This is a genomic window from Microbacterium sp., from assembly GCF_035556355.1.
In the GTDB taxonomy this organism is placed as follows: Bacteria; Actinomycetota; Actinomycetes; order Actinomycetales; family Microbacteriaceae; genus Microbacterium.
In genome coordinates, this window is the sequence record NZ_DATMFG010000037.1 from 13,250 (window position 1) to 37,206 (window position 23,957).

At 70.0% G+C, this 23,957-nt stretch carries 26 protein-coding genes, 1 other RNA gene and 2 pseudogenes; 11 read left to right on the top strand and 18 right to left on the bottom strand.

Features of this window, described 5'->3' with window-relative positions:
- Nucleotides 1-3: 3 nt before the first annotated feature.
- The gene (locus VNR19_RS10940) at nucleotides 4-915 is read left to right on the top strand and encodes a glycine betaine ABC transporter substrate-binding protein (RefSeq protein WP_325726680.1); all 912 of its coding nucleotides are present in this window, start codon (nucleotides 4-6) and stop codon (nucleotides 913-915) included.
- 265 nt (nucleotides 916-1,180) lie between these two features.
- Here the strand turns inward: VNR19_RS10940 and ssrA are convergent.
- Nucleotides 1,181-1,551: a transfer-messenger RNA gene (gene ssrA / locus VNR19_RS10945) on the bottom strand.
- Nucleotides 1,552-1,749: 198 nt separating this feature from the next.
- Here ssrA and VNR19_RS10950 point away from each other — a divergent pair.
- On the top strand, nucleotides 1,750-2,268 hold the full coding sequence (locus VNR19_RS10950) for a DUF2231 domain-containing protein (RefSeq protein ID WP_325726682.1): 519 nt from the start codon (nucleotides 1,750-1,752) through the stop codon (nucleotides 2,266-2,268).
- Here VNR19_RS10950 and VNR19_RS10955 read toward each other — a convergent pair.
- From VNR19_RS10955 to VNR19_RS10965, 3 genes and pseudogenes are all read right to left on the bottom strand, one after another.
- Nucleotides 2,259-3,140 (bottom strand): annotated as a pseudogene (locus VNR19_RS10955) (SDR family NAD(P)-dependent oxidoreductase); the annotation flags it as partial. The gene VNR19_RS10950 and the pseudogene VNR19_RS10955 overlap by 10 nt on opposite strands.
- A gap of 81 nt (nucleotides 3,141-3,221) precedes the next feature.
- Nucleotides 3,222-4,706: a phytoene desaturase family protein gene (locus VNR19_RS10960; protein ID WP_325726684.1), complete on the bottom strand. Its 1,485-nt coding sequence runs from the start codon at nucleotides 4,704-4,706 to the stop codon at nucleotides 3,222-3,224.
- 2 nt (nucleotides 4,707-4,708) lie between these two features.
- Nucleotides 4,709-5,215, bottom strand: coding sequence for an SRPBCC family protein (locus VNR19_RS10965; RefSeq protein WP_325726686.1), 507 nt, complete (start codon nucleotides 5,213-5,215; stop codon nucleotides 4,709-4,711).
- Nucleotides 5,216-5,365: 150 nt separating this feature from the next.
- On the opposite strand from VNR19_RS10965, the gene VNR19_RS10970 reads away from it, so the two are divergent.
- Together VNR19_RS10970 and VNR19_RS10975 are read left to right on the top strand one after the other, a co-directional pair.
- Nucleotides 5,366-5,986 carry a hypothetical protein gene (locus VNR19_RS10970; RefSeq protein ID WP_325726688.1) on the top strand — a complete coding sequence of 207 codons (621 nt, stop codon included), beginning with the start codon at nucleotides 5,366-5,368 and terminating at the stop codon, nucleotides 5,984-5,986.
- Nucleotides 5,987-6,015: 29 nt separating this feature from the next.
- Complete coding sequence (locus tag VNR19_RS10975) at nucleotides 6,016-6,690, top strand: SIMPL domain-containing protein (protein WP_325726690.1); 675 nt, start codon at nucleotides 6,016-6,018, stop codon at nucleotides 6,688-6,690.
- 29 nt (nucleotides 6,691-6,719) lie between these two features.
- Here VNR19_RS10975 and smpB read toward each other — a convergent pair whose 3' ends face one another.
- From smpB to prfB, 4 genes are all read right to left on the bottom strand, one after another.
- Nucleotides 6,720-7,196, bottom strand: a complete 477-nt coding sequence (smpB, locus tag VNR19_RS10980; protein ID WP_325726692.1) for an SsrA-binding protein SmpB — start codon at nucleotides 7,194-7,196, stop codon at nucleotides 6,720-6,722.
- A gap of 72 nt (nucleotides 7,197-7,268) precedes the next feature.
- Entirely contained in the window at nucleotides 7,269-8,183 is a 915-nt protein-coding gene (ftsX, locus tag VNR19_RS10985; protein ID WP_325726694.1) for a permease-like cell division protein FtsX, read from the bottom strand.
- The gene (gene ftsE, locus VNR19_RS10990; RefSeq protein ID WP_325726696.1) at nucleotides 8,180-9,310 is read right to left on the bottom strand and encodes a cell division ATP-binding protein FtsE; all 1,131 of its coding nucleotides are present in this window, start codon (nucleotides 9,308-9,310) and stop codon (nucleotides 8,180-8,182) included. The genes ftsX and ftsE overlap by 4 nt, the downstream gene beginning before the upstream one ends.
- A 92-nt stretch (nucleotides 9,311-9,402) precedes the next feature.
- Nucleotides 9,403-10,515: a peptide chain release factor 2 gene (prfB, locus tag VNR19_RS10995; RefSeq protein ID WP_325726698.1), complete on the bottom strand. Its 1,113-nt coding sequence runs from the start codon at nucleotides 10,513-10,515 to the stop codon at nucleotides 9,403-9,405.
- A 20-nt stretch (nucleotides 10,516-10,535) separates the two neighbouring features.
- On the opposite strand from prfB, the gene VNR19_RS11000 reads away from it, so the two are divergent.
- Nucleotides 10,536-11,846, top strand: coding sequence for an MFS transporter (locus VNR19_RS11000; RefSeq protein WP_325726700.1), 1,311 nt, complete (start codon nucleotides 10,536-10,538; stop codon nucleotides 11,844-11,846).
- 168 nt (nucleotides 11,847-12,014) lie between these two features.
- Complete coding sequence (locus VNR19_RS11005; RefSeq protein WP_325726702.1) at nucleotides 12,015-12,329, top strand: hypothetical protein; 315 nt, start codon at nucleotides 12,015-12,017, stop codon at nucleotides 12,327-12,329.
- A gap of 30 nt (nucleotides 12,330-12,359) precedes the next feature.
- Here VNR19_RS11005 and VNR19_RS11010 read toward each other — a convergent pair whose 3' ends face one another.
- A complete protein-coding gene (locus tag VNR19_RS11010; RefSeq protein ID WP_325726704.1) occupies nucleotides 12,360-12,956 on the bottom strand; it encodes a TetR/AcrR family transcriptional regulator in 597 nt (198 codons plus the stop codon).
- 77 nt (nucleotides 12,957-13,033) lie between these two features.
- Nucleotides 13,034-13,423: a putative quinol monooxygenase gene (locus tag VNR19_RS11015; protein WP_325726705.1), complete on the bottom strand. Its 390-nt coding sequence runs from the start codon at nucleotides 13,421-13,423 to the stop codon at nucleotides 13,034-13,036.
- An 89-nt stretch (nucleotides 13,424-13,512) separates the two neighbouring features.
- On the opposite strand from VNR19_RS11015, the gene VNR19_RS11020 reads away from it, so the two are divergent.
- Together VNR19_RS11020 and VNR19_RS17310 are read left to right on the top strand one after the other, a co-directional pair.
- Complete coding sequence (locus VNR19_RS11020; protein WP_325726706.1) at nucleotides 13,513-14,970, top strand: MFS transporter; 1,458 nt, start codon at nucleotides 13,513-13,515, stop codon at nucleotides 14,968-14,970.
- Between the two features lie 11 nt (nucleotides 14,971-14,981).
- Nucleotides 14,982-15,293: pseudogene (locus tag VNR19_RS17310) on the top strand (NAD-dependent epimerase/dehydratase family protein); the annotation flags it as partial.
- A gap of 730 nt (nucleotides 15,294-16,023) precedes the next feature.
- Here VNR19_RS17310 and VNR19_RS11025 read toward each other — a convergent pair.
- Genes VNR19_RS11025 through VNR19_RS11055 form a run of 7 tightly spaced genes read right to left on the bottom strand, consistent with a single transcriptional unit; the run spans nucleotide 16,024 to nucleotide 20,109 of the window.
- Nucleotides 16,024-16,473 (bottom strand): pilus assembly protein TadG-related protein, encoded by a 450-nt coding sequence (locus VNR19_RS11025; protein WP_325726708.1) that lies wholly within the window; start codon nucleotides 16,471-16,473, stop codon nucleotides 16,024-16,026.
- Nucleotides 16,470-16,958, bottom strand: a complete 489-nt coding sequence (locus tag VNR19_RS11030; RefSeq protein ID WP_325726710.1) for a TadE/TadG family type IV pilus assembly protein — start codon at nucleotides 16,956-16,958, stop codon at nucleotides 16,470-16,472. The genes VNR19_RS11025 and VNR19_RS11030 overlap by 4 nt, the downstream gene beginning before the upstream one ends.
- Nucleotides 16,933-17,379 carry a TadE family protein gene (locus tag VNR19_RS11035; RefSeq protein ID WP_325726712.1) on the bottom strand — a complete coding sequence of 149 codons (447 nt, stop codon included), beginning with the start codon at nucleotides 17,377-17,379 and terminating at the stop codon, nucleotides 16,933-16,935. The genes VNR19_RS11030 and VNR19_RS11035 overlap by 26 nt, the downstream gene beginning before the upstream one ends.
- Nucleotides 17,380-17,381: 2 nt before the next feature.
- Nucleotides 17,382-17,573, bottom strand: a complete 192-nt coding sequence (locus VNR19_RS11040) for a hypothetical protein (RefSeq protein WP_325726714.1) — start codon at nucleotides 17,571-17,573, stop codon at nucleotides 17,382-17,384.
- Between the two features lie 18 nt (nucleotides 17,574-17,591).
- Nucleotides 17,592-18,515 (bottom strand): type II secretion system F family protein, encoded by a 924-nt coding sequence (locus tag VNR19_RS11045; protein WP_325726716.1) that lies wholly within the window; start codon nucleotides 18,513-18,515, stop codon nucleotides 17,592-17,594.
- Nucleotides 18,512-19,366 (bottom strand): type II secretion system F family protein, encoded by an 855-nt coding sequence (locus VNR19_RS11050; protein ID WP_325726718.1) that lies wholly within the window; start codon nucleotides 19,364-19,366, stop codon nucleotides 18,512-18,514. The genes VNR19_RS11045 and VNR19_RS11050 overlap by 4 nt, the downstream gene beginning before the upstream one ends.
- Nucleotides 19,363-20,109: a TadA family conjugal transfer-associated ATPase gene (locus tag VNR19_RS11055; protein ID WP_414684150.1), complete on the bottom strand. Its 747-nt coding sequence runs from the start codon at nucleotides 20,107-20,109 to the stop codon at nucleotides 19,363-19,365. The genes VNR19_RS11050 and VNR19_RS11055 overlap by 4 nt, the downstream gene beginning before the upstream one ends.
- A gap of 125 nt (nucleotides 20,110-20,234) precedes the next feature.
- Here VNR19_RS11055 and VNR19_RS11060 point away from each other — a divergent pair, with 125 nt between their 5' ends.
- Genes VNR19_RS11060 through VNR19_RS11070 form a run of 3 tightly spaced genes read left to right on the top strand, consistent with a single transcriptional unit; the run spans nucleotide 20,235 to nucleotide 23,630 of the window.
- Nucleotides 20,235-21,353 (top strand): tyrosine-type recombinase/integrase, encoded by a 1,119-nt coding sequence (locus VNR19_RS11060; protein ID WP_273190858.1) that lies wholly within the window; start codon nucleotides 20,235-20,237, stop codon nucleotides 21,351-21,353.
- Nucleotides 21,343-21,678, top strand: coding sequence for a helix-turn-helix domain-containing protein (locus tag VNR19_RS11065; RefSeq protein ID WP_056207187.1), 336 nt, complete (start codon nucleotides 21,343-21,345; stop codon nucleotides 21,676-21,678). Before VNR19_RS11060 ends, VNR19_RS11065 begins: the two co-directional genes overlap by 11 nt.
- Nucleotides 21,679-21,683: 5 nt before the next feature.
- Complete coding sequence (locus tag VNR19_RS11070) at nucleotides 21,684-23,630, top strand: site-specific integrase (RefSeq protein WP_253247341.1); 1,947 nt, start codon at nucleotides 21,684-21,686, stop codon at nucleotides 23,628-23,630.
- Nucleotides 23,631-23,637: 7 nt separating this feature from the next.
- Here the strand turns inward: VNR19_RS11070 and VNR19_RS11075 are convergent, their stop codons facing one another.
- Nucleotides 23,638-23,949, bottom strand: coding sequence for a DsbA family protein (locus VNR19_RS11075; protein WP_056207192.1), 312 nt, complete (start codon nucleotides 23,947-23,949; stop codon nucleotides 23,638-23,640).
- Nucleotides 23,950-23,957 lie beyond the last annotated feature (8 nt).

Sequence of the window (23,957 nt, forward strand, 5' to 3'; positions counted from 1 at the left end):
CACATGACGAAGCGAAACCTCACCGGCGTCCTCGCCCTGGGCGCCGCCGCGACGCTGGTGCTGACCGGCTGCGGTGCGAACGACGGCGGATCGGATGCCGCGGACGGCGGCTCCGGTGAGAGCTGCGACACGATCACCCTCGGCTTCCTGCCGTCGTGGACGGACGGCCTGAGCACGGCCTACCTGCTGGAGAACCGGCTCGAGGCGCTCGGCTACGACGTCGAGATGGAAACGCTCACCGAGGCGGGCCCGCTCTACACGGGTCTCGCGCAGGGCGACGTCGACATCTACCCGTCCGCGTGGCCCGAGCTGACCCACGCGTCCTACATGGAGCGGTACGGCGACTCGATCGAGGATCTGGGCGCGTACTACGACAACGCGAAGCTCACCATCGCCGTCCCGAGCTACGTCGACATCGACTCGATCGAAGACCTGGCCGGCAACGCCGACCGCTTCGGCGGCCGCATCGTCGGCATCGAGCCGGGCGCGGGCCTCACGGCGCAGACGCAGGACTCGATGATCCCGGCATACGGCCTCGAGGACGAGTACGAGCTCATCACCTCCTCCACCGTCGCGATGACGACCGAGCTGTCGAACGCCGTCGCCGCTCAGGAAGACATCGTCGTCACGTCGTGGCGTCCGTTCTGGGCGAACGACGCGTACGACCTGAAGGACCTCGAAGACCCGAAGGGCGCGATGGGCGAGCCCGAGTCGCTCCACTTCCTCGGCACCGAGGGCTTCTCGGCGCGCTGCGCCGAGGCCGCGGACCTCATCGGCGGCATCCGTCTCGACGACGCCGAGTACGGCACGCTCGAGGACCTCGTCGTGAACGAGTACGGCGAGGGTCGCGAGGCCGAGGCCATCGAGGCCTGGCTCGAGCAGTACCCCGACGTCGTTCCCGTCGACGAGAGCTGACGATCCGACGAAGGCCCGGTCTCGCCGATCGGCGGGCCGGGCCTTCGTCGCAGTCAATCACCGCCGAGCCGCAGGAAGAGCCCCGGATACCGAGAGCTCGCCGAACGGTCCGAGTTCGGCTCGTCGACGCCGATCCATCGAAGAGTGGTCACGGCCCCATCATCCGCGAGCGTGCGGGCTCTCAGAAGCATAAAAGACCGATGAAAAGGGCCCGACCCCCACCGAATCGGCGGGAGCCGGGCCCGAAACTCCTGTGACAGCGGCACCGTGGAGATGGGGGGAATCGAACCCCCGTCCATCGCTGAGAGCCTGCGGCTTCTCCGGGCGCAGTCTGTGAAGGCGTTCTGCTCGGCTCCGACCTTTGTCACAGACACCTAAGTCGACGAGCCCAGCCTGATGAGAGTCCCGCGTGACGCTCAGGCGTCGTCACGCAGCAAGATCCCTAGATGACGCCAGGAACCGTGACGGGATCAATCACGGACTGACGGACTCGGGCTCGCTGCTCAGGCAGCGAGGGCGAAGTCAGACTGCTTCTGTTCGGCAGTTATTGGTTTGCAGGGGGCGTTCACGAGATAACCCTGCATCCTCGGCCCGCTTCACGCAGATTCACAGGCGATGTCGAAACCGATCATCCCCGTGCCCTGAAGTCAGGGAGTGCTCCTCATGGAGCGGCCGCTGTCACACTGTGGAGTTGTCAATGCTCGATGCCGGGGCATCCGAGCATCACAGGATACAACGGATGCCGCACCCGCGCCATTCCCGCTCACATGACCGCATCCGGCCGCCCTGTCAATACCCTGTGCCCCATGTCGCGGCGGGTGCTCGACTGGACTCATGACGCAGTCAGCTCCGCAGAACACGCCCCAGCAGCGGGCGAAGCAGCCTCGCACACCGCTGGCCGGCCCGTACGGGCATCCGTTCCATCCGATCCTCGTGACGATCCCGATCGGGGTGTGGGTCGCGAGCCTCGTGTTCGACATCATCGGCTTCGCGGCGGAGGACCCCACTCCGTACGTGACCGCCGCGTGGATCCTCATCCTCATCGGCCTCATCGGCGCGGTGCTCGCGGCGATCTGGGGGTTCCTCGACTTCCTGCAGCTCCCCCGCGGCAGCGCCGCACACCGCACCGCGCTGATCCACATGTCGCTCAATCTGGGCGTCGTGGTGGTATTCCTGATCAACCTCATCGTGCGGCTCAACTCGGACGACGACGAGGTGAGCATCGTCGGGTTCATCCTGAGCATCGTCGCCCTCGCGGCGCTCGGCGTCTCGGGGTGGCTGGGCGGCAAGCTCGCCTATCGCTACGGGGTGCGCGTCGCCGACGAGCGCACGCAGCTGGAGGGTTACCGCTGACCCGCGCGTGAGACGAGCCGACCGCCCGCGACGAGCAGCGCGAAGATCGCCGACACGGCGGCGGCCGCGCCGATCCTCGCGCCGACGGATCTCCATCCGCCGGTGACCCCGCCGGCCGCGGACGGCGGCTCGAATACGGTGCCCACCGTCAGATCCGCATCCGTCCCCCGCAGCTCGACCCTCTCCTTGGAGAGCCTCACTGCGGTGTCGTAGACCCTCGGGGCCATCCGGTGCGGCAGGAGCGCCACGGTCTGGACCCGTCCCACGAATCGGACGGTGCGCCGCGTGTCCGGCGCACGCACGATCGCCCGTGCGACGCGCCGGGGAGAGCTGGCCGGCGGAAGCGGGTGCACGTGCCGGCCGGTCACATTGGCGGCGTTCTGGTAGATAGGCGTGTCGACCGTAGCGGGCAGGATCACGCGAACCCGGATGCCGCTCCCCCGCAGCTCCTGCCTGAGCGACTCCGCGAACCCGAGCACGCCGAACTTGCTCGCCACGTACGGCGAGATCATCGGCGAGCTCACGCGCGAGTACAGCGAACCGACGAGCACGAGCGTGCCCGAGCCCTGCCGCCGGAAGTACGGCAGCACCGCCCGCGCGCCGTGCACCTGGCCCATGAGGTTGGTCTCGATGACCTGCCGGAACACGGCCTCGGAGAGCTGCTCGAACGACCCGTATGCGAAGACGCCGGCGTTGCCCACCCACACGTCGATGCGCCCGAACTCGGCCACGGCGCCCACCGCGAGCGCATGCACGTCGGATTGCTGCGAGACATCCGTCGGGATCACCCGCACCTCGGCGCCGAGAGCCCGGCACTCCTCGGCGACCGTCTCGAGCGAGTCCTCGTTGCGCGCAGCGAGCACGAGCCGCGCACCGCGTCGCGTGCTCGTGCGCGGTGGCGCGTCCGATGCCGCTCGATGCCCCGGTGATGACGACGACGGGCCCTTCCTCGCTCATGACGAGCCTCCTGTGCGCGGCGAGAGGTCGGGCAGCGCACGCGTGCCGAACTCGTGCCGCAGCGCGCTGCGCGCCGCGTACCAGCCGGGGAGACCGTGCACACCGGGCCCGGGAACGGCGGATGCGGACGCGAGGTATACGCCGGGGATCGGCGTGCGCCACGGGTCGGTGCTGAGCACCGGCCGGCGCACCATCTGCCACAGCGTGGGGGCTCCCGCCGCGATGTCGCCACCGGGATAGTTCGGGTTGTGCCGCTCGACGTCGACCGCGGTGCGCGAGCTCACCGCGAGGATCGTGTCGCGGAAGCCCGGCGCGAAGCGCTCGATCTGCCGGATCACCGCCTCCTGCCGGTCGGCGGTGCTGCCGGCCGGAACGTGCGTGTACGTCCACAGCGTGTGCTTGCCGTCGGGCGCACGACTCGGGTCGAAGAGCGACGGCTGCGATACGAGCACGTACGGGCGATCGGGCAGGCGCCCGCGGTCGACCTCGTTCTCGGCATCCGCGACCTCGGCCCGTGTGCCGCCGAGGTGCACGGTCCCCGCCCGCCGCACATCGGGATCGGCCCATGGAACGGGCTCGCTCAGGGCGAAGTCGACCTTCGCGACGCCGCCGCCGTAGCGGAAGCGCTCGAGCGCGCGGCGGTAGCCGTCGGGCATCGCATCGCCCGCGAGGCGCACGAGCGCGCGCGGCGTGACGTCGAGGAGCGTCGCGTGAGCGCTCGGCAGCTCCGCGAGGGCCGTGACCGGATGCTCCAGCACGACGTCTCCCCCGTGCGCGCGGAGGTCGTCGACCAGCGCGTCGATGATCGACTGGCTTCCGCCGATCGGGATCGGCCAGCCGCCCGCGTGGGCGTACGTCGTGAGAGCGAGTCCGGCGCCCGCGGCCGCGAGGCTCGGAAGATGCAGGATCGTATGCGCCGCGACGCCTACGAGCATCGCGGGGGCCGCGTCTTCGCGGAAGCGCGCGTTCCACACGGGCGTTCCCTGTTCGAGTGCCCGCAGGCCGAAGGCGACCGCCGTGACGGGGTCGGGCGGAATCCGCAGGAGCGACGAGCCCGTGAAGTCGGCCACGCGCGTCGAGCGCTCGACGAGTGGACCCAGCAGTCCGGCATATGCGCGGCCGTCGGCACCGAGTGCCTCGGCCGTGCGATCGAGATCGCGATACGCGATACCCGCACGACCGCCGTCGAGCGGATGCGCGAACGACACCTCCGGGATGGCGAACTCCACGCGCCGGCGAAGGCCGAACTCGCGGAAGAAGCGGGATTCGAAGGCGAGCGGATGCACCGCCGAGCACACATCGTGGTGGAAGCCCGGCAGCGTGAGCTCGCGTGTCGACGCGCCGCCGCCGGCCTGGTCGGCCGCTTCGAACACCCGCACGCGGAGCCCTGCGCGCGCGAGCGTGACCGCCGCCGCGAGTCCGTTCGGACCCGCGCCCACCACGACCGCGTCGAATTCCGTCGATCCGCGGCGCGCCGCCATGCTCACCCCTTCTTCGGCCCCTTCTGCCCGTTCGCCTGCATCTCGCGCTCCCCCGTGCTCTGCTCGGCGCTGCGCTGACCCATGCCCTCGGCCAAGTATGCGAGACGGTGCAGGGTCTCGTCGTTTCGCCAGTGCAGGAGGACATCCATGATCGGTGTGGGCACGAGCATCCCCGGCCCCGCGATCGGCTCTTCCTGGATGCGCACGACGCACCTCTCGCCGCGCGGCTTGACGTCGATGGTCACGCGCGCCTCGCCGAGCGGCCAGCCGTGGGCGCGAAGGACCAGTCGACGGGGCGGGTCGCATTGCTCGACGACCGTCTTGTCGTTGATGAGCAGGGGCCACACGCCCACCGAGTGGTGCAGTTCCGCGCCCTCCTGCGGCCAGGCCTCGTCGACCTCGCGCATGCGCGACGCGCCGACGACCCAGGACGGGTAGAGCCAGCCGTCGCCGAGCACGCGGAACACGTCCTCGGGGGTGCAGCGCAGCTCCCTCACGTTGCGAGACATCGTGCCTCCCGGACGAACTCGTACGTTCCTCTGCGACCGACGCTAGAGCACCCGGCGCGGCCGCGGGTCGGGGTTGCGCCGACGCGGGTGGTGTGCCACCCCCGCGCGGCGACGGCGGGCCGCGGCATCCGGAACGGTTACGCTCGATCGGTGACGACCACCCGCCTCTGGATCATCGCCGGCGGCGCTGCCGCCGCCGTGGCCGCGCTCGTGCTGATCCTCGTGTTCGCCGTGCCCCGTCCGACGCCGACCGCGACGCCCACGGCGACCCCGACCCGCACGACGTCGCCGTCGCCGACGCAGACGCCGACCACCAGTTCCTCACCCACACCGACGACGGCACCGACGCCCGCGGCGGCGACGTGCGAGAACACGTCGACGTCGGAGTTCCAGGCACTCGCCCGCTCCAACGGCTGGATCTCGTGGAGCACGGTCGACGAGCCGATCGGCGCGCGTCCCTTCGACGACTTCCCCGGCGGCACGCCGGAGGGTTTCATCGTGTGCCGGTGGGGCGCCGGCCCCGAGGTCGCGACCGACAACGTCATCGACCTCGCTTGGGCCCGCATCGACTCCTACAACGCCGTGAGCGCGATGCTCCACCTCGAGGAGACGGGGTGGACGAGGAGTGAGACGGATGCCACGGGCTCGACCCTCTTCACGAGCCGGACGAGCGGTCCCGGCGGCGCATTCCTGTTCACGCCCTTCGCCGTGCGGTGGGCCGCCGAACCCGAGTACCTCGACTACATCACGTCGCCCGACGCCGGCCGCTGACACGCCCCCCGCCGCGTAGGCTCTCGTCCATGAGCGAAGTCACGATCTCGGTGCGCGGTGAGCACGAGACACGCCTGCAGCCCGAGCGCGCGGTCGCGCACCTGACCGTGCGCGCGGAAGGCCCCGAGCGCGGAGCCGTCGTCGAGCGCATGGCCGCGCTGAGCGAGCCCGTGCGCGACGACCTCGCCACGCGCAAGGCGGACGGGACGGTCGAGGAGTGGACGAGCCGGCGCGTGTCGGTGTGGTCGGAGCGGCCGTGGCATCCGGAGGGCCGACGCCTCGCGCCCGTGCACCACGCATCCGTCGACTTCACCGCCACCTTCCGCGACTTCACCGCGCTGTCGTGGTGGGCGGGCGAGGTGGCCGAGCGCGAGGGCGTCCAGCTGGGCTGGATCGAGTGGCAGCTCACGCCCGAGACCCGCGCTGCGGTCGAGCGCGACACCGCCGCCGAAGCCGTGCACGTCGCCGTCGCGCGAGCGACCGCATACGCGTCGGCGCTGGGCCTCGGCACGGTGTCGCCGCTGCAGATCGCCGACGTCGGGCTCCTCGCGCGTGAGGAGTCGCAGCCCATGGCGAAAGGACCGCTCATGGCGCGGGCCGCGTTCTCGGCGGCGGATGCGGGCGGCGGCGCACCGGCCATCAGCCTCCAGCCCGAAGACATCGTGGTGACGGCGGCGATCGAGGCTCGGTTCAGCGCGCGCTGATCCCGCCTGCGCGGATGCCGCGCCCCGCGTCACTCGCCCAGGCGGTTGCGGGTGCGCATCGCGCGCTCGGCCTCGCGCTTGTCTTCTCGCTCGCGGATCGTCTGGCGCTTCTCGTACTCGCGCTTGCCCTTGGCGACGCCGATCTCGACCTTCGCGCGACCGTCTGAGAAGTACAGCTTGAGCGGCACGAGCGTGTAACCGCCCGCAGAGACCTCGTGCGAGAGCTTGATGATCTCGTCCTTGTGCAGCAGGAGCTTGCGCGTGCGCTTGGCGGCGTGGTTGGTCCAGTGACCCTGGGCGTACTCGGGGATGTGCACCGCGTCGAGGAACGCCTCGCCGCCGTCGATGTAGGCGTACCCGTCGTTGATGTTCGCGCGACCCTGTCGCAGCGACTTGACCTCGGTGCCGGTGAGCACGAGCCCCGCCTCGTACGTCTTCTCGATGGTGTAGTCGTGCCGCGCGCGACGGTTGGTCGCGATGACCTTCTCACCGCGTTCCTTGGGCATGACGTGACTCCTTGATCGAGTGCCGCACCGGGCGCACGGCAGCGTGTCAGTCTAGCCGACGCGCGAGTCCGGTCAGGCGCGCAGCCAGCGCCGGATGGCGAAGCCCGCCGAGAACGCCGCCAGCACGACACCGATCAGGATGAGGACGGGAACGACGAGCCAGGCATCGGACAGCCCCACCCACGTCGTGACGAACTCGATGCGCCCGCGCAGGTAATCCTCGACGCCGAACCGCACGCCGGCGAGGACGGCGGCGCTCGCGAGCACCGAGCCGAAGAGCGCCGCGAAGACGCCCTCGAGCACGAACGGCGACTGGATGAACCCGTTCGACGCGCCGACGAGTCGCATGATCCCGATCTCGCGCCTTCGCGCGTACGCCGACAGGCGGATCGTCGTGGCGATCAGCAGTACCGCCGCGATGAGCATGAGCGCCGCTATCCCGACGGCGATGTAGGTCGCCACGGTGAGGGCCGAGAACAGCGGATCGAGGTACTGCAGCTGGTCCTGCACCTCTTCGACGCCCGGCTCTCCGCGGAACGCCTCGACGATGACATCCGATTGCGTCGGGTCCACGAGCGTGATGCGGAAGGTCTCGTTGACCTGATCGGGGGTGAGCACGCTCGCGTTGTCCTCGCCGACGAGCTCGAGCAGCTCCTCATACGCCTCTTCGTGGTTGAGGAAGCGCATCTCGCGGATGAGAGGTGACAGCGCAGGCCCTTCGAGCTTCTCGCGCACGGCGGCGATCTGCTCCTCGCCCGCGGCGCCGTCGACGCATGTGGTCGCCTGCGAAATCGACGTGCACATGTACACCGCGACCTGCGCGCGATCAACCCAGTAATCGCGCATCGTGCCGATCTGCATCTGCATGAGCATCGCCGCGCCGACGAACGTGAGCGACACGAACGTGACGAGCACAACGGAGATGACCATCGAGGCGTTGCGGCGGAGGCCGGTCAGCGCCTCCGTGATGACGAGTCCGACCCTCACGTCGTGGGACCCACTTCCTCGTCGTTCTCGGCATCCGCGAGCCCCAGGCGATCGGCGAGCCCGAGCTCGGCGACCTCGACCTCGGGGATGTCCGCGACCGGCACGGGCGCGGTGCGCGGTGCAGGGGCGGTTGCCGCATCCGTCTCCTCTTCGGCCGTCTCGGCCTCGGGAGCGGGTGCCGGCCGACCGCGGGACGCGACGGATGCCGCACCTTCCGGGTCCACGACCGGCTCGGCCTCGATCTCGGGCTCGAGCTCCGGCTCGGGCGTGAGGATCTCGGGGGCCGCGGCCTCCGCGGCGGCCGTCGCGGCCGCCTCGGCGGCCGGCTCGAGGTCGACCACCCCACTCTCGTTGATCTCACGCTGGAGCTCGAGCACCGCGGTGAGCGCGGCGACGGCGGCGGCTCCCCGCTCGGGCATGGGCGCGAGGCTCGGCAGGCTCGACGTGTCGCCGTACCCGCCATGACGCTCGTCGCGCACCATCTCGCCGTCACGCAGCTCGATCACGCGGCGCTGCATCTGGTCGACGAAGCCGGCCTCGTGCGTCGCCATCACGACCGTCGTGCCGCCGTCGTTGATGCGCGCGAGCAGCTGCATGATGTCGACCGAGGTCGCCGGGTCGAGGTTTCCGGTCGGCTCATCGGCGAGGAGCACCTGCGGCCGATTCGCGAGCGCCCGGGCGATCGCGACGCGCTGCTGCTCGCCGCCGGACAGTTCGTGCGGGAAGCGCTTCTCCTTGCCGGACAGGCCCACGAGCGCGAGCACCTCGGGCACGGCCTGGTGGATGAACCCGCGCGACGACCCGATGACCTGAAGGGTGAACGCGACGTTCTGGAAGACGGTCTTGTTCGGAAGAAGACGGAAGTCCTGGAACACGGCGCCGATGTGGCGCCGGAAGTACGGCACCTTGCGGTTCGACAGTGTCCTCAGGTCTCGGCCGAGCACGACCACGCGGCCGTCGCTCGGGGTCTCTTCGCGCAGGATGAGGCGCAGGCACGAGGACTTGCCGGAGCCCGAAGCACCGACGAGGAACACGAACTCCCCGCGCTGCACTTCGAAGTCGACCTTGCTGAGGGCGGGCTTCGACGTGCCGCGATAGCGCTTCGTGACGTTTTCGAACCGGATCATGGCCTAACGAGCCTAAGCGCGCAGGCCGAGCGGTCGCCCAGCGACACCCGCCGGGGCGGCATCCGTCTCATCCCGGCGATCGGGACTCGGTGTCAGTCCTCTTCGGACTTGCGCTTGCGCCAGCGGATGCCGGCCGAGATGAAGCCGTCGAGGTCTCCGTCGAAGACCATCGCGGGGTTGCCGACCTCGTAGCCGGTGCGCAGATCCTTCACGAGCTGCTGGCCGTAGAGGAAGTACGAGCGCATCTGGTCGCCCCAGCTCGCGGTGATGGTGCCGGCGAGCTCCTTCTTCTTGGCGGCCTCTTCTTCGCGCTTGAGCAGCAGGAGGCGCGTCTGCAGCACGCGCATGGCGGCCGCGCGATTCTGGATCTGCGACTTCTCGTTCTGCATCGACACGACGATGCCGGTCGGGATGTGCGTGATGCGCACGGCCGAGTCGGTCGTGTTGACGGACTGGCCGCCGGGGCCCGACGACCGGAAGACGTCGACGCGGATGTCGCTCTCGGGGATGTCGACCTCCTGCGCCTCCTCCATCACGGGGATGACCTCGACGGCGGCGAACGACGTCTGGCGCTTGTCGGCCGAGCCGAACGGGCTGATGCGCGCGAGGCGATGCGTGCCGGCCTCCACCGAGAGGGTGCCGTACGCGTAGGGCGCGTCGACCTCGAACGTCGCGGACTTGATGCCCGCACCCTCGGCATACGACGTGTCCATGACCTTGACGGGGTACTTGTGACGCTCGGCCCACCGCAGGTACATGCGCAGCAGCATCTCGGCGAAGTCGGTCGCGTCGTCGCCGCCCGCGCCGGAGCGGATCGTCACGACGGCGGCGCGGTCGTCGTACTCGCCGTCGAGCAGCGTCTGCACCTCGAGCTGACCGACGATGTCTTCCAGCTCGGCGATCTCGCGGCGCGCCTCTTCGGCGGCATCCTCGTCGTCCATCTCGTTGGCGAGCTCGACGAGCACGTCGAGGTCGTCGAGACGCCGCTCGACGTCGGTGATGCGCTTGAGCTCGGACTGCCGGTGGCTCAGTGCGCTCGTGATCTTCTGCGCCTTCTCGACGTCGTCCCACAGATCGGGGGCGCCGGCCTGCTCGCTGAGCCGCGCGATCTCGGCCTCGAGCGCGGGCACGTCGACCACCGCCTTGATGTCGGCGAACGTGGAGCGCAGGGCCTGGATGTCGTCGGACGGATCGAATTCGAGCATGACACTCCAGACTAACGTGGATGGTCGTGACCGAACGCCCAGCTGACGATGCACGGAAGCTGCTGTGGCAGTTCGCGCCGATGATCTACGGTCCGACCCTCCTCTACGGCATCGGTCAGGGCGCGGTGCTCCCCCTCATCCCGGTGATCGCCGCCGATCTGGGCGCGAGCGTCCCGGTGGCGGCGCTCGTGGCATCCGCCCTCGTCGTCGGCCAGCTCATCGGCAACCTCCCGGCCGGATGGGCGGTCGCGCGCGTCGGCGAGCGGCTCACGATGATGATCGCCGCCGGTGTCTCGCTCGTCGGCGTCGTCGCGATGGCGCTCGCCCCTGTGCTGGGGGTGTTCGCGGCATCCGTTCTGCTCATCGGATTCAGCGCCGCCGCCTTCGGACTCGCGCGCCACTCGTTCATGACCACGCGCGTGCCGCTGTCGTTCCGCGCGCGATCGCTGTCGCTGCTCGGCGGCAGCTACCGCCTCGGCGTGTTCGTCGGGCCGTTCATCGCGGCGGGCCTGCTCGCACTGTTCGGCGACCCGCACGCGGCGATCTGGTTCTTCGGCGTGTGTCTGCTCGCGACCGGGCTCCTCGTGACGTTCGGGCGCGACCCCGAGACAGCGTTCATGGCGGATGCGGCCCCCGCCGCCCCGCCGCCGGCGATGCACACGCCGGCCGACGACACCATCAGCGAGGACACGGGCGAGGCGGTGACGGGTTCGATCCCGACGGCGGATCGCGTCGGGGTGTTCCGCACGATGTGGCGGCACCGGACCGTGCTGTCGCGCCTGGGGCTGGCCGCGGCGTCGCTGTCGGCCGTGCGTTCGGCGCGCCAGGTCGTCCTGCCGCTGTGGGGCGTGTCGCTGGGGCTCGACGCCCAGACGATCGCGCTCGTGGTGGGAGTCGCGGGCGCCATCGACTTCGCCCTCTTCTACGCGAGCGGCCAGGTGATGGACCGCTTCGGCCGCCTGTGGGCGGCGCTTCCGGCGATGGTGCTCATGGGCGCCGGGTTCCTCGCGCTGGCCTTCACGCACGACCTCGACTCGGCGGCGATGTGGTTCGCGATGTTCGGGGCGGTGCTGGGCGTCGGGAACGGTCTGTCGAGCGGCATCCTGCTGACGCTGGGAGCGGATGTCGCGCCACCGGCCGACCCTGCGCCGTTCCTGGGCTCGTGGCGCACGCTCACCGACGCGGGCGGCGCGCTCGCGCCGCTGCTCGTGTCGGGCATCGCCGCCGCGACGTCGCTGTCGATCGCGACGGGCGCGATGGGCGTGATCGGGCTCGTCGGTGCGTACGGGTTCGTGCGGTGGGTGCCGCGGTTCGTTCCGCGGGTGCGGTAGCCCGCAGCCCGGGAGGGGTCGTCTACGCGCTCGCGCTGCGGTTTCCTGCATCCGCGGCATTTCGCGACGACCGCGCGTGCGGGTTTCGACAGCGCGAGGGACCTGTGCTGTCGTGTCGGTGGTCGCGTCCTATCCTGGTGTCGTCGGCCGGAGAAAGGGGAACTCCGGTTGGTCGGCGATTGGCATCCTGTTCTCGCTGCGGTCGAGGGTCCGACGGGCACGTGGCGCATGATCGCTCCCGACGGCACCGAGTACGGCACGATCGAGATCCGGCGCGTCATGAACGGGCAAGAGGTCCGCTATCGCGCGGTGTGGCGCGGCGAGGTCATCGGCTGGGCGACGACGCTGCGCGAGGCGGCGCAGCGCATCCACATGGCGTACGTGCGCTCGCACGGCCCGGGCATGCGATCGGGGGCGCCGATGCCGTGGGAGCTGCGCAAGCAGCCGCCACGCGGGTCCGGTCCCGTCGCGCGCTCTGGGTGAATGGCGCAGTGTCGCGCGGCGGGGCAGGCGTCAGGTGATCGTCTGTGCGATGTGCTCGAGGATCGCGGAGAGCTCGGCACGGCTGGGACGCGGATACACGGACCCCGCGGCGATGAGGTTGTGGATCGCACCTGTGATGAGGAAACCGAACGCTTCCGCATCGACGTCGGTCCGCACGCGCCCTCGCCGCTGCTCGAGCCGCAGATACTCGGGCACGGCGGTGTGAAGCGATGCGATGAACGCGGAGTCGCGCGTGGCCGCGGCGAGACGGTCGTCGACGACGCGAGCACCCATGAGCTCCGCGTGCACCAGCGCCGCCGCCGGGGAATCGAGCAGGATGGTCGCGTAGCGGTCGAGGTTCGCGGAGACCGAGTGCTGCTCGCTCCCTGCGAGCCACTCGTCGAACTGCGCGACGAGGTCGTCGAGTTCGAGCTTGATGAGCTCGATCACGATCTCTTCCCGGTCGGCGAAGACCTTGTACGGGAGTCCGACCGCGCAGTCGGCCTCCTGCGCGAGCGCCCGCATCGTGAGCGCCGAAGGTCCGTCGCGGCGCACGAGCGTGCGTGCGTGCCCGAGTAGATCCGCGCGCAGGCGCGAGGTCGCCTCAGTCGAGCGCGGGGCGGGCACGACGCCGACCTGTCGATGTGAGCTGATGCATGACGTAGACAGGCTAGCGCCGCCCCGACCCGCGACCGATCGCACGCTCAGCCGGCGAGCGCCGGGATGCGATCGAATCCGAAACCGGGCTGTGCGAACACCGCGACGGTGGTACCGGCAGCCGCATTGCGCTCGAGCGCGCCCTGCAGCCGCGGGCCGGGCTCGCCGATGACGATGAGCTGCTCCGCCACGAGGTCGTCGGCCGAGCCCTCGATGAACGGGGCCACGAGCGCGAGATGCGACTCCATCGCATCCGAGTCGCGCATCTCCGCCAGATGGACGAATCGTGATCCGTCCTCGCTGAAGTGGAGCCGGAGGCTGATGCACCGCGGCTCCTCCCGCTCGACGAGGTCGGCGTACTCGGCTGCGAGTGCGCGCACGGCGTCGAGGTGCCCGTCGTGCACGCGGTACGAGGCGATGAAGGTGAGCGTCGTCATGGTTTTTCTCCCATCGGGGTTGTGAATCGATGTTCACGAGCGTATCGTGAACGCTTGTTCATGGCAAGCCACACCAGAGGAGGTCCCCCGTGAGCACCCAAAGACCGGCCGGCCGCACGTCACCCGACTCTTCCCCGGCCGTCCCGACGACCCGCGATTGGGTCGTGCTCGCACTGCTGTGCGTCGCGCAGTTCATGCTCGTGCTCGATGTCACCGCCGCGAACATCGCGCTTCCCTCGATCGGCCGCGACCTCGGTCTCGACACGGGCGCTCTGACGTGGGTCATCACGGCATATGCCGTCGCGTTCGGCGGCCTCATGCTGCTCGGCGGCCGGCTCGCGGACGTCCTGGGTCGGCGGCGACTGCTCGTGAGCGGCTTGGCCGTCTTCACGATCAGCTCGGCCCTGTGCGGTCTGGCGCCCGATGGCGGTCTGCTCATCGCCGGCCGCGCCGCTCAGGGCGTCGGCGCGGCGCTCATCTCGCCCGCGGCGCTCGCGTCGGTCTCGGCACTGTTCACCGGAGCCGCGCGCACGCGCGCGCTCGGCGTGTGGGCGGGCATCGGCGCATCCGGTTTCGCTGTCGGGCTCATGGCGAGCGGACTGCTCGCCTCAGGTCCGGGGTGGCGATGGATTTTCCTCGTCAACGTGCCGATCGGCGTGGCGCTCATCGCGCTGCTGTCGGCGATGCTGCCGGCGTCACGCGGAATCGGAGGGCGGATCGACGTCGTAGGCGGCGTGCTCGCGACGGTCTTCGCGGCGGCGCTCGTCGTCGCGCTGAGCGGACTCGGGGCCGGCGATGACGCGGAGGGTCTCGCCGCGGCGTGGTCGACCGCACTGGGGCTCGGCGTCGCATTCCTCGCGCTCGTGCTCTTCGCCATGCAGGAGCGACGGCATCCGGCGCCCCTCATGCCGCTCGGCGTGCTGCGTCAGCGACCGGTCGTGACCGGGCTCGCGCTCATGCTGCTCGCGAGCGCAGCGATGCTGTCGATGTTCTTCCTCGCGTCGATGTACCTGCAGCAGGTGGTCGGGCTCGATCCGTTCCAGGCGGGTCTCGCGTTCCTGCCGTCGGCGATCGCAACGGTGATCTCGGCGCACCTCGCGTCGCGCGCGCTCGCCCGCTTCTCGGTGCGCCTCGTGGCGGCGGTGGCGTTCGCGATCACCGCCGCGGGCGGGCTCGTGCTCACACAGCTCGACGGTTCGTCCACGCTCTGGTACCCCCTCATCGCGGGACTCGTGCTCGTGTCGTTCGGGCTCGGGCCTGCGTTCCTCACCGCGACCGCGAGCGCCCTCGCGCGCGTCGACGTGCACGAGGCGGGACTCGCGTCGGGCATCGTCAACACCGGCCACGAGATCGGAGGTGCGTTCGGCGTGGCCGCCGTGGCATCCGTCATCGGCGCCGCATCGGCACCGCTGCTCGACGCGGGCGCTTTCGGCCGCGGATTCGGCGCGCTCGCGATCGCCGCGATCGGAGCGGCTGCCGTGTCGCTGATCTTCATCGCACCGGGTCGCATCGACTCGAGTGCGCTGCCCGAGGGGCCGCTGCATTGAACGGGGCGGCCATGAGCGACGTGTCCCCGCGCGGGCAAGCCGGCGACGCGATACGCCGGATCCTCGTGGTGGGCGGATCGGGTCGTGTCGGGTCGATCGCGGCGGAGCGCCTCGCGGGCGATCCCCGACTCCGCGTGCTGGTGGGCTCGCGGCATCCGTCGCAGCAGGGACCGCACACCGCGGTGCGCGTGGATGTCACCGACGCTTCGAGCGTTCGGGCCGCGCTCCGCCGCTGGCGACCGAGCGTGGTCGTGCTGTGCGTGGACGTGCCCGACGGCTCGCTCCACGCGGTGTGCCTCGAGGAGGGCGTTTCCGTCGTCGACGTGACCGCGTCGGCCGAGCAGTTCGCGAACGTCGAGGCGCTCGCGCCGATCGCGCGGAAGCGTGGTGCGAGCATCGTCTTGAGTGTCGGCGTCGCGCCCGGCCTCACGAACGTGCTCGCACGACAGGCGGTCTCGGCTCTCGGCGGGCACGCCGAGAGCGTCGACCTCACGGTGATGGTCGGAGCACGCGAGGAGCACGGTGCCGAGGCGGTGCGCTGGACGATCGACGGGATCCTCGAACCGGATGCGGCGCACCACAGCGCCCGCCGCGTCGACGTGCCCGGCATCGGGCGGCGAACCGCCCACGACATGCCGTTCGCCGACCAAGTCTCGCTCCGACGGACACTGGGTGTGCCGAGCGTCACGACGCGCCTCTGCCTGGACTCGCGAGTGCTGACGTGGCTGCTCTTCGGCTTCGGGCGCTCGCAGCTCGGACGGCGCGTGCTCAGGAGCCGTGCCGTGCGGGCCGCACTTACGGGCGCGAGCGGGCGTCTGCCGATCGGCGGCGAGGACTTCGTCGTGCTCGCGGAGGCCGAGGACGCCGGCCGGCGCGCAGCGTGGTGGGTGCGCGGCCGAAGCCAGAGTCGGGCGACCGGGTTGGTCGCGGCCCTTGCGGCGCGGCACGTCGCTCGCGGTGGCGCGCCGGCAGGGGTCTGGCACCTCGATCAGCTGCCGGCGCTGCTCACCGATCTGGCTGAGCTCGAGAACGACGGTCTTGTCTTCGATGGGCTCAGCGCAACGCCGTGCGACTCGTCGCGGTCGATTCGAGCGGAACGCCGTCCGGCACGAACAGCGCGAGAATCGGCGGACGCCACGTGTCCGCCACCGTCACGCGCGCCGACACCCCGTCGGGAGTGCCGGCATCGACGAGGACGGCCGTCGTCCCGACGTCGGCGACGACGGCTTCCGCCTGTGAGCGCACTCCTGCGGGTGTGAGGCTCGCGACCGGAGCGCCGTCGACCACGTCGAACATGAAGCCGTCCGCGCCCGCGAGCGCCGCGGCATCCGCCAGACCGTCGAGTCGCTTCTGCGCGAGGTAGAGGCTTGTCGCGTCGGCGCAGACCAGCACGACCACGAGCGCGAGCACGCCGTAGCCGAGCGTGAGCGGGAGAACGCTCCCCTCGTCGTCGTGCGCAGCGGCGGCGCGCACGCGGGCGAGGAACTGACGGATGCCGCTCACGTGCCATCACCCCACGTGCGGGACACCTTCTGCACCGCCGTCGCCTCGATCGGGATGCTCGCGAACCGTTCGAGGCCCAACACGGGAGGCACGAGCGGGAGGCTCACCCGGCCGGCGATCGTCACGTGCAACATCGCGCCCGCGCGAGGGCACGCACCCCCGGCCGGAAGACACTCGACGTCGACGACCACGGTCGCGCGCTCGAGCCCGTACTCGGCCGCCACGGAATCGAGTACGCGCTCCGCACGGCGGTCGGCGTCGGCGGTGTCACCGGCCGTGGCGACGGCACGGGCGAGGTGTCGCGCCCCGGCTTCGGCGCCGAGCGCCTGCGACTGGATGAGACCGAGCGCGACGACGAGGTACACGAGGGGCACGAGCATCAGGAGACCCACGAGGATGAACTCGAGCGGGGCGGACCCGCGCTCGGGATCGTCGGGCGGGACTTTGATCGCCGTGACCTCAGTCGAAGGACTCGACGGGTGCATGTGCGGTCACCTCCAGCATCCGTGGTGCACCGAGAAGACCGATGAGCGGAAGGGTTGTTCGCACTGTGATCTCGACCGCGGGATACCCGAAGCGGTCGGTCTCTCGCGCCGCGAGGTCGTCGGCGAACTCGGCGCCGACCGCGCGCGTCACGATCTCGCGCGTGCGATCGACGCCGTCTCGGAGCGACGTGTCGGCGAGCGCCGCATGGAACGCGCCGTCGACGGCGGCGTCGTGCACGACGTTCCGCACGTACACCGCGAGTCCGAACTGCAACACGGCGAGCGTGACGACGGTGAGCAGCGTCCCGACGAGCACGAACTCGACCGGGCTCGCGCCGCGGTCATCGAGGTCGAGGCGCCTACGCACTCGATCGACGACCACCGCGAACGCTTGCCGTCCGCTCGCACGTACGTCGGACATGCTCAGAAGCCGGAGACGCGCTCGATCGCCTGCTCGAACAGTCCGGCGAGGGCCGGGCCCGCGAGCATCCAGATCGCGACGACCAGACCCGCGGTCATGAGAGTGATCAGGACCCAGCCGGGCACGTCGCCGCGTTCGTCGTCGACGACGACGCGCAGACGAGTCGCCGCGCGTGAGATGAGACTCCGGATCATGAGTGGTCTCCTTCCGACCTAGCCGATTCCGAGGCGAAGCATGAAGATCCCCGGGAACACCGCGAACAGCACGCTCAGCGGCAGAATCAAGAAGACGAGCGGCACGAGCATGTAGATCTCCTTGCGGCCCGCCTGTTCGATGAGGGCGCGCTTGGCGTCCTCGCGCGCGTCGAGCGCCTGCGCGTGGAGAACATCCGCGAGAGGGGCGCCGCGTTCGATCGCGGCGATGAGCTGATCGACCGACCGCGTGAGCGCGGGAATCTCGAGGTCACGCGACAACCGGTTGAGCGCATCGGTGAGCGACGAGCCGGTGCCGACCGCGACGACGACCGCGCGGAGTTCGGCACTCAACTCCCCCGCTCCGGTGCCGGCGACGCGGCGGAGCGAGTCGAAGATGCCCTCGCCGGCCGACAGGCACAGCGCGAGGAACTCGAGCAGGGTCGGCAGCTCGTCCTGGATGCGCTCGATCCGCTTCCGTGCCGCGAGCGAGAGAAGCTGATCGCAGCCGAGCGCGGCGATCGCTCCGGACAGCGGCGGAAGGAGCGCGGCGGCCGGCGCCGCGCGACCGAGCAGCACGAGCGCGACGACGAGCACTCCCCCGGCTGCGACACCCGCCACGGCCCACACGAGCTGACGGCCGCGGAAGGCCGTGGCATCCGTCTCCCATCCCGCTTGGCGCACGCGGCGCTCGATCGATGCCGACCCGCCCAGCCGGGCCGCCCACCGGTCGCGCTCCTCTCGCAGGAGCGCACGGAGACCGAAGGGCTCCGGCACGAACGCCATACCGCGAGGATCGGTGATGTCGCGCAGGTACGGGGCGACGCGGCGCGTGAGCGACGGCGCGCCCCATCGCGGCACCAGTGCGAGCAGGAGACACACGCCGACCCCGAACGCACTGCCGAGCACGACCGCGAGAGCGAGGTCGGTTGCAAGGACGGTCACGAGAACCACCGCCGTGGCTCCGGGAGGCGCCCCACCCGGATCATGAGGCGGTACGCGACGAGCGAGACGACCGCGCCGCCGAGGATGAGCGCGACGCCCTCCGGGCTGCCGTACGCGCGAGCCCCCTCGGGCCGCATCGCGAGGAGCGCGAGGATGATCCACGGCGCCGCGACGCCGAGCACGGCCGCCCCGCGCACCCACGACTGCCGGGCCTCGACTTCTGCGCGCAGCAAAGCGTCGGCGCGTACGGATGCCGCGAGCGCACGCAGCACGGTCGTGAGCTCGGTGCCGCCGACCTGGCGTGCCATGCGGAGCGTCTCGACGATGCGGTCGGCCACGGGGTCGCCGAGCGCCGTCTTGAGCCGCTGCGCGCTCGAGTCGAAGTGACCGGATGCCGCAAGGTCCCGTGCGAACTGCTCGAACGGTGCCCGCAGAGAGGTCGGCGCCGAATCGGCGAGGCTCGCGAGGGCGTCGGGCAGCGACATGCCCGCTCTGACGGATGCGATGAGCAGGTCGCATACGTCGGGCCACAGTCCGCGGCGCGTTCGCAGGAGGCGCAGTCGGCGAGCGCGCAGCCATGCGAGCGGCACGGCAGCGCCGCCCACGGCCGCCACCAGCGCGAGCGCCCACACCTGCGTCGCGAGCCACGCGGTCGCCCCGCCGAGCGCCGCGCCCGCGGCGCATGCGACGAGCAAGGTGCCCGGAGCGACACGCGACAGTCCGGCGGACTCGAGCAGGCGCGCGAGGCGACCGGGCGGGGCATCCGTCTGCTTCTCGCGGACCGGCCACAGCCACGGCGACAGGACCATCACCAGTCCCGCGCCGAGCACCGCTCCCCACACGAGCGTCATGCGGCCGAGTCCCCGCGGCTCTCAACCGTCGCACCGCACGTGTACACCGTGCGGCACTCGATCACGCCGTCGACCACGCCGATGGGCTCCACGATCTCGACGACGCGTCGCCGTCCAGCGGAGTCGCGTTCGCAATGCGCGACAAGGTCGACGGAACCCGCGACGGCGGGAAGGACGAATCCCGAGTCGATGTTGCGGCCGGCCAGCAGCGGCAGGGCGCTCAGCTTGGTGAGCGCTTCGCGCGCGGAGTTCGCATGGATCGTCGCGGCGCCCGGCACGCCCGTGTTGAGCGCGAGCAGCAGGTCGAGGGCCTCGGCATCGCGCACCTCGCCGACGACAAGGCGGTCGGGGCGCATCCGCAGCGCTTCCTTCACGAGCCGGCGGAGCGTGACCTCCCCCGTTCCCTCGAGGGACGGCTGACGCCCCTGCATCGCAACGAGGTCGGGCGCGTCGACGAAGAGCTCGAACGTCTCCTCCACCGTGACGATGCGGTGGAGCGGCGGACACGCGGCGATCAGCGCGCCGAGGAGTGTGGTCTTGCCTGCGTGCGTGGCGCCGGACACGAGGACGCTCCGTCCGTCCCCCATCGCATCGCGCAGGACTCGCGCGGCCTCGGGCGCGAGCGACCCCGCTGCGACGAGGCTCGCCAGGTCGCCGAAGGCGGGGAGGAACTTGCGGATGTTGACGGACCAGTGCCGCCGTGTGATGAACCATCGCGTGTTGCAGTGAATGCAACTGTTCACGTTTGCAAACGACGCCTATTCGTCTTGTTCGGTGCCGAACTGCTCTGACCATAACAGCGCGATCTTGCGGATGCCGAGTCCTGAGTTGACATGGTGATGCACTGTCCCATACTTTGTTGCATCTAATGCAAGACTTTGGGGCTTCTCCAGCGGCGCTTCGACTGATCACTTCAGCTTCGAACGTCGCGCTGGCGAACCCTGAGGAGCAGGTATTCAACGCGATGATCGAGGGCTGGCGGAACCAGCAGTTGTCACGGGGGCTTCGTGATCAGACGATCCGAAATCGGACGGCGACGGTGACCCGGTTCCGTGATTTCGTGGACAAGCCGCCGTGGAAATGGACGGTGGCGGATGTGGATGAGTTCACTGCGGAGTCCGGTGGCCGGACTCGGACGCTGTCGACGATGCGCGCCAATCATGGGTCGATCCGTGGGTTCTGTGACTACCTCACGAACCCGTTGTACGACTGGATGGAGATCTGCGATCGCGAGTTCGGGGACGTCCCCTCGCAAGTGTGTCTGCCGTGGAACACAGTGGCGCACCGGTTCGAGTTCGAAGGCGATGGGAAGCGTCGCCCGTTCACGTATGACGAGGTGGAGCGCCTGTTCGACACGGCCGACGCCCGCGTTGAGCTGCTCGTGGCGTCGGGCCGCAAGGGCGCGCTCGGCGCGCTGAGGGATGCCCAGTTGCTGAAGACGGTGTACGCGTTCGGTCTGCGCCGCACCGAGGCGGTGATGCTCGATACCGTCGATCTGCACCACAACGCGAAGATGCGCCAGTGGGGGCGCTTTGGTGCGATCCATGTGCGGTGGGCGAAGGCCGCGGGCGGCGGCGCACCACGACGGCGCACGGTGCTGCTGGTGCCGGAGTTCGATTGGTGGGTGCCCGGCATGCAGCAATGGCTCGAGCAGGCCCGGGAGCGCTTCGCGCCCGGAGATGACCTCGACGCGCTCTGGGTGACCGAGCGCCGCACGCGTCTGTCCGCCGGTTATCTCGACCGAAGATTCGCGGAGCTGCGGGACGAGGCCGGCCTGTCGAAGGATCTGACGCTGCACAGCCTCCGGCATTCCTATGTGACGCACCTGCTGGAGTTCGGCTACGCCGATCGATTCGTCCAGGAGCAGGTCGGGCACATGCACGCGTCGACGACCTCGATCTACGCCTCTGTCAGTTCGGACTACAAGAACCGGGTGCTCGCCGAAGCCCTGAAGGCCCTCATCGAAGGAGAAGCTGATGACCATTGAGCTCGATACCGGATGGAATCTGCGCAGTGTGATGGCCTCGCGCGGGATCTTCCAGACCTCCAAGCTGAAGCCTCTGCTCGAGGACCGCGGCATCGACCTGTCCCGAGAGCAGGTGTATCGGCTGGTGACGCAGCCACCCCAGCGGGTGCGTCTCGACGTCCTCGCTGCTCTGTGCGATGCGCTGGAGTGTTCACTCGACGATCTCGTGACGATCACTCGCCGGGAGGCCTCGGCCCCGGTTGCCGTGGGCGAAGAAGCGACGCGCGGGTCGATTGGCGATCTCCGCCCCGTTCGCGCGACGATCCGCCGGCCGCGGACGAAGTAGCCGCGGTGGCGAAGCCTCCGCAGCAGCCGCGAGTCGCGGAAGTCGTCGACCTCGTACGCCCCCTTGTTCCCGAGATCTCGCCCGAGCGTCTCGTCGAGATCGTGCATTCAGTCGCGCCGGTGCCGCTGACGCAGCGGCTTCTTGAGCTTGCGCTGATCAAGCAGCCGGGGGTCCTCGAGGGGCGGCATGCGAACGTGCCGGTGACTGTTCAGGACCTGGCCCGTGCGCTCGTCGACGACGGAGCAGGCATGGTCGTCCTGCCGACGTGCGAGTCGTGTGGCCGCGCGGTCCGTCTGCCACACAAGACACCGAACGGTGGTCGGCACTGCTCCCGATGCGAGCGGAACGCCCGGTCGGTTTCCTGCGCTTCCTGTGGCCGGGTCCGACCCGTGCAGCGCACGATCGACGGGCAGCGCTTCTGCCGCGACTGCTGGCGAGCCGACCCTCGATCGTTCGGCGACTGCTCGCGGTGCGGTCAGCATGCGACGATCATCGTCCGCCGCCCGGAACTTGTCTGCCTGGCCTGTTACACCGCACCGATCAAGACCTGCGGTCTCTGCGGAGAGCCTGGCCGCGTCGCCTCCCACCTTGACGGGCGACGGGTCTGCGCGCGTTGCTACTACGCGATGCGCAGACCCCAGCCCTGCCCCGAGTGCGGGCGCAGGGTGTTCCTCACCGGGTTCATGAATGATCAGAAGGTCTGTGCTGACTGCGCGGGTGCGCCGGTAACGATGGCTTGTCCTGGCTGCGGCTCGATCGAGGAGATCCGCAAGCATCACCTCTGCGTCGAGTGCCGCAGGCCCATCGCGATCCAGCAGCTGCTCGCCGACGACACGGGAGAGATTCGGACGGATCTTCACCCTCTTGCGGACTACCTGCTCACGCATCACAGCAAGGCGGCGTCGCTGGAACGCTGGCTGCACAAGAGTAAATGCGCGAGCGTACTCCGCGAGCTCGCGGACGGAGCCCTGCCGCTCACCGCCGAGGCGATCATTACCCGAGCCCAGTCAGGACAGGCCGTCGCGTTCCTCCTCTCGCTTCTGGTCCGCTCAGGAGTGCTCCCGGCGCTCGACGTCGAAGCAACACGCTTCAACCACTGGCTCAACGACTGGCTCGACGACATCGACCACCCCGAGGACCGGCTGATCCTCCGCCGCTACTGCACCTGGGAGCTCCTCCGGTCCACTCGAACCCGCAGCCAATCCAGCCCCGCCGCCGGCTTCCAGAGGCAACGAGCCGCGCTGAAGTACTGTGCCGCGCTCCTTGGGGAGATCCGGGCGCAACAGGAGACACCGGCGACGTTCCCGCAGCGCCGGCTCGACGCCTATCTGACCGGTTCGCCCAGCCAACGCGACGCGCTGGCACCGTTCACTCGCTGGCTCCGAAAGCACCGGCTGAGCACCCTTCGGGTCGAATTCCGAGCCCACCGCCTCGAAGGGCGAGACTACGCCTCCGACCACCGCTGGCAGATGGCCCGCAGGTTCCTGTCCGATCCTGACCTGGACCCGAAGACCCGGGCCGCAGGTCTCCTCGTGCTGCTCTACGGAATACAACTGACCCGCATCGTCACGATCACACGGACACAGGTCAATACGAGCTCGCAGCCCGTAACACTCACCGTCGGAGCCGAGCCGATCGAGCTCCCCGAGATCCTCGGCGACGCCATCGTCGAACTTGTCGATGCTGCCCAGCACCACCCAGAAGGATGGCTGTTCCCCGGCAGGAACCCCGGCCGTCACCTCACCCCGGGCCCGCTGAGCCGCCGTCTTCGCACCGAAGGTTTGCTTGCCGGGAGCGCCCGCACGACAGCGCTCATCGAGCTCACCCGGCAATTGCATCCCCGGATCGTCTCGGATCTCCTCGGCATCACGACGGCGTCCGCTGCATCATGGTCGCGTCTCGCCGGCGGTGAATGGTCCGACTACCCGGCGCTTCGTTCCACCCACGCCTGAACGAGCATCACACGTCCGAGCCGGGGCCGGAAATCGCTTCGCGCAGCTGATCGACGGTCGGTGACCCTGCCAGCCCGGCAGGGGTGCGGAACACTCGACAGGCGAGCCCCACCGGCGCACCCTCCTCCGCGAAGGGGTCCACGCCGTTGACGAGGACGGTCGGAGACCCGTGAAACCCGAGGCGGGCGGCGTCCTCGGCGGTCTCGACTCGCTGATGGGCGACGCGGACATCCGCTCGACCCTCGACGACCTGAGCAAGCCGGTGATCGAGCACCTCCCAGTTCGGGCAGCCGTCGAAGTACTGCAGTGTGATCTCCATGAAGGTCC

What these genes read in the sequence shown, in the direction of transcription:
- VNR19_RS11075 (WP_056207192.1), bottom strand. Translation starts at nt 23,949, where the DNA reads ATGGAGATCACACTGCAGTACTTCGACGGCTGCCCGAACTGGGAGGTG.
- VNR19_RS10940 (WP_325726680.1), top strand. Translation starts at nt 4, where the DNA reads ATGACGAAGCGAAACCTCACCGGCGTCCTCGCCCTGGGCGCCGCCGCG.
- VNR19_RS11015 (WP_325726705.1), bottom strand. Translation starts at nt 13,423, where the DNA reads ATGACGACGCTCACCTTCATCGCCTCGTACCGCGTGCACGACGGGCAC.
- VNR19_RS11000 (WP_325726700.1), top strand. Translation starts at nt 10,536, where the DNA reads ATGGTCGTGACCGAACGCCCAGCTGACGATGCACGGAAGCTGCTGTGG.
- VNR19_RS11030 (WP_325726710.1), bottom strand. Translation starts at nt 16,958, where the DNA reads ATGCACCCGTCGAGTCCTTCGACTGAGGTCACGGCGATCAAAGTCCCG.
- VNR19_RS10965 (WP_325726686.1), bottom strand. Translation starts at nt 5,215, where the DNA reads ATGTCTCGCAACGTGAGGGAGCTGCGCTGCACCCCCGAGGACGTGTTC.
- VNR19_RS11065 (WP_056207187.1), top strand. Translation starts at nt 21,343, where the DNA reads ATGACCATTGAGCTCGATACCGGATGGAATCTGCGCAGTGTGATGGCC.
- prfB (WP_325726698.1), bottom strand. Translation starts at nt 10,515, where the DNA reads ATGCTCGAATTCGATCCGTCCGACGACATCCAGGCCCTGCGCTCCACG.
- VNR19_RS11050 (WP_325726718.1), bottom strand. Translation starts at nt 19,366, where the DNA reads ATGACGCTCGTGTGGGGAGCGGTGCTCGGCGCGGGACTGGTGATGGTC.
- VNR19_RS11035 (WP_325726712.1), bottom strand. Translation starts at nt 17,379, where the DNA reads ATGTCCGACGTACGTGCGAGCGGACGGCAAGCGTTCGCGGTGGTCGTC.
- VNR19_RS11060 (WP_273190858.1), top strand. Translation starts at nt 20,235, where the DNA reads ATGCAAGACTTTGGGGCTTCTCCAGCGGCGCTTCGACTGATCACTTCA.
- VNR19_RS10950 (WP_325726682.1), top strand. Translation starts at nt 1,750, where the DNA reads ATGACGCAGTCAGCTCCGCAGAACACGCCCCAGCAGCGGGCGAAGCAG.
- VNR19_RS11040 (WP_325726714.1), bottom strand. Translation starts at nt 17,573, where the DNA reads ATGATCCGGAGTCTCATCTCACGCGCGGCGACTCGTCTGCGCGTCGTC.
- smpB (WP_325726692.1), bottom strand. Translation starts at nt 7,196, where the DNA reads ATGCCCAAGGAACGCGGTGAGAAGGTCATCGCGACCAACCGTCGCGCG.
- ftsE (WP_325726696.1), bottom strand. Translation starts at nt 9,310, where the DNA reads ATGATCCGGTTCGAAAACGTCACGAAGCGCTATCGCGGCACGTCGAAG.
- VNR19_RS10975 (WP_325726690.1), top strand. Translation starts at nt 6,016, where the DNA reads ATGAGCGAAGTCACGATCTCGGTGCGCGGTGAGCACGAGACACGCCTG.
- VNR19_RS10960 (WP_325726684.1), bottom strand. Translation starts at nt 4,706, where the DNA reads ATGGCGGCGCGCCGCGGATCGACGGAATTCGACGCGGTCGTGGTGGGC.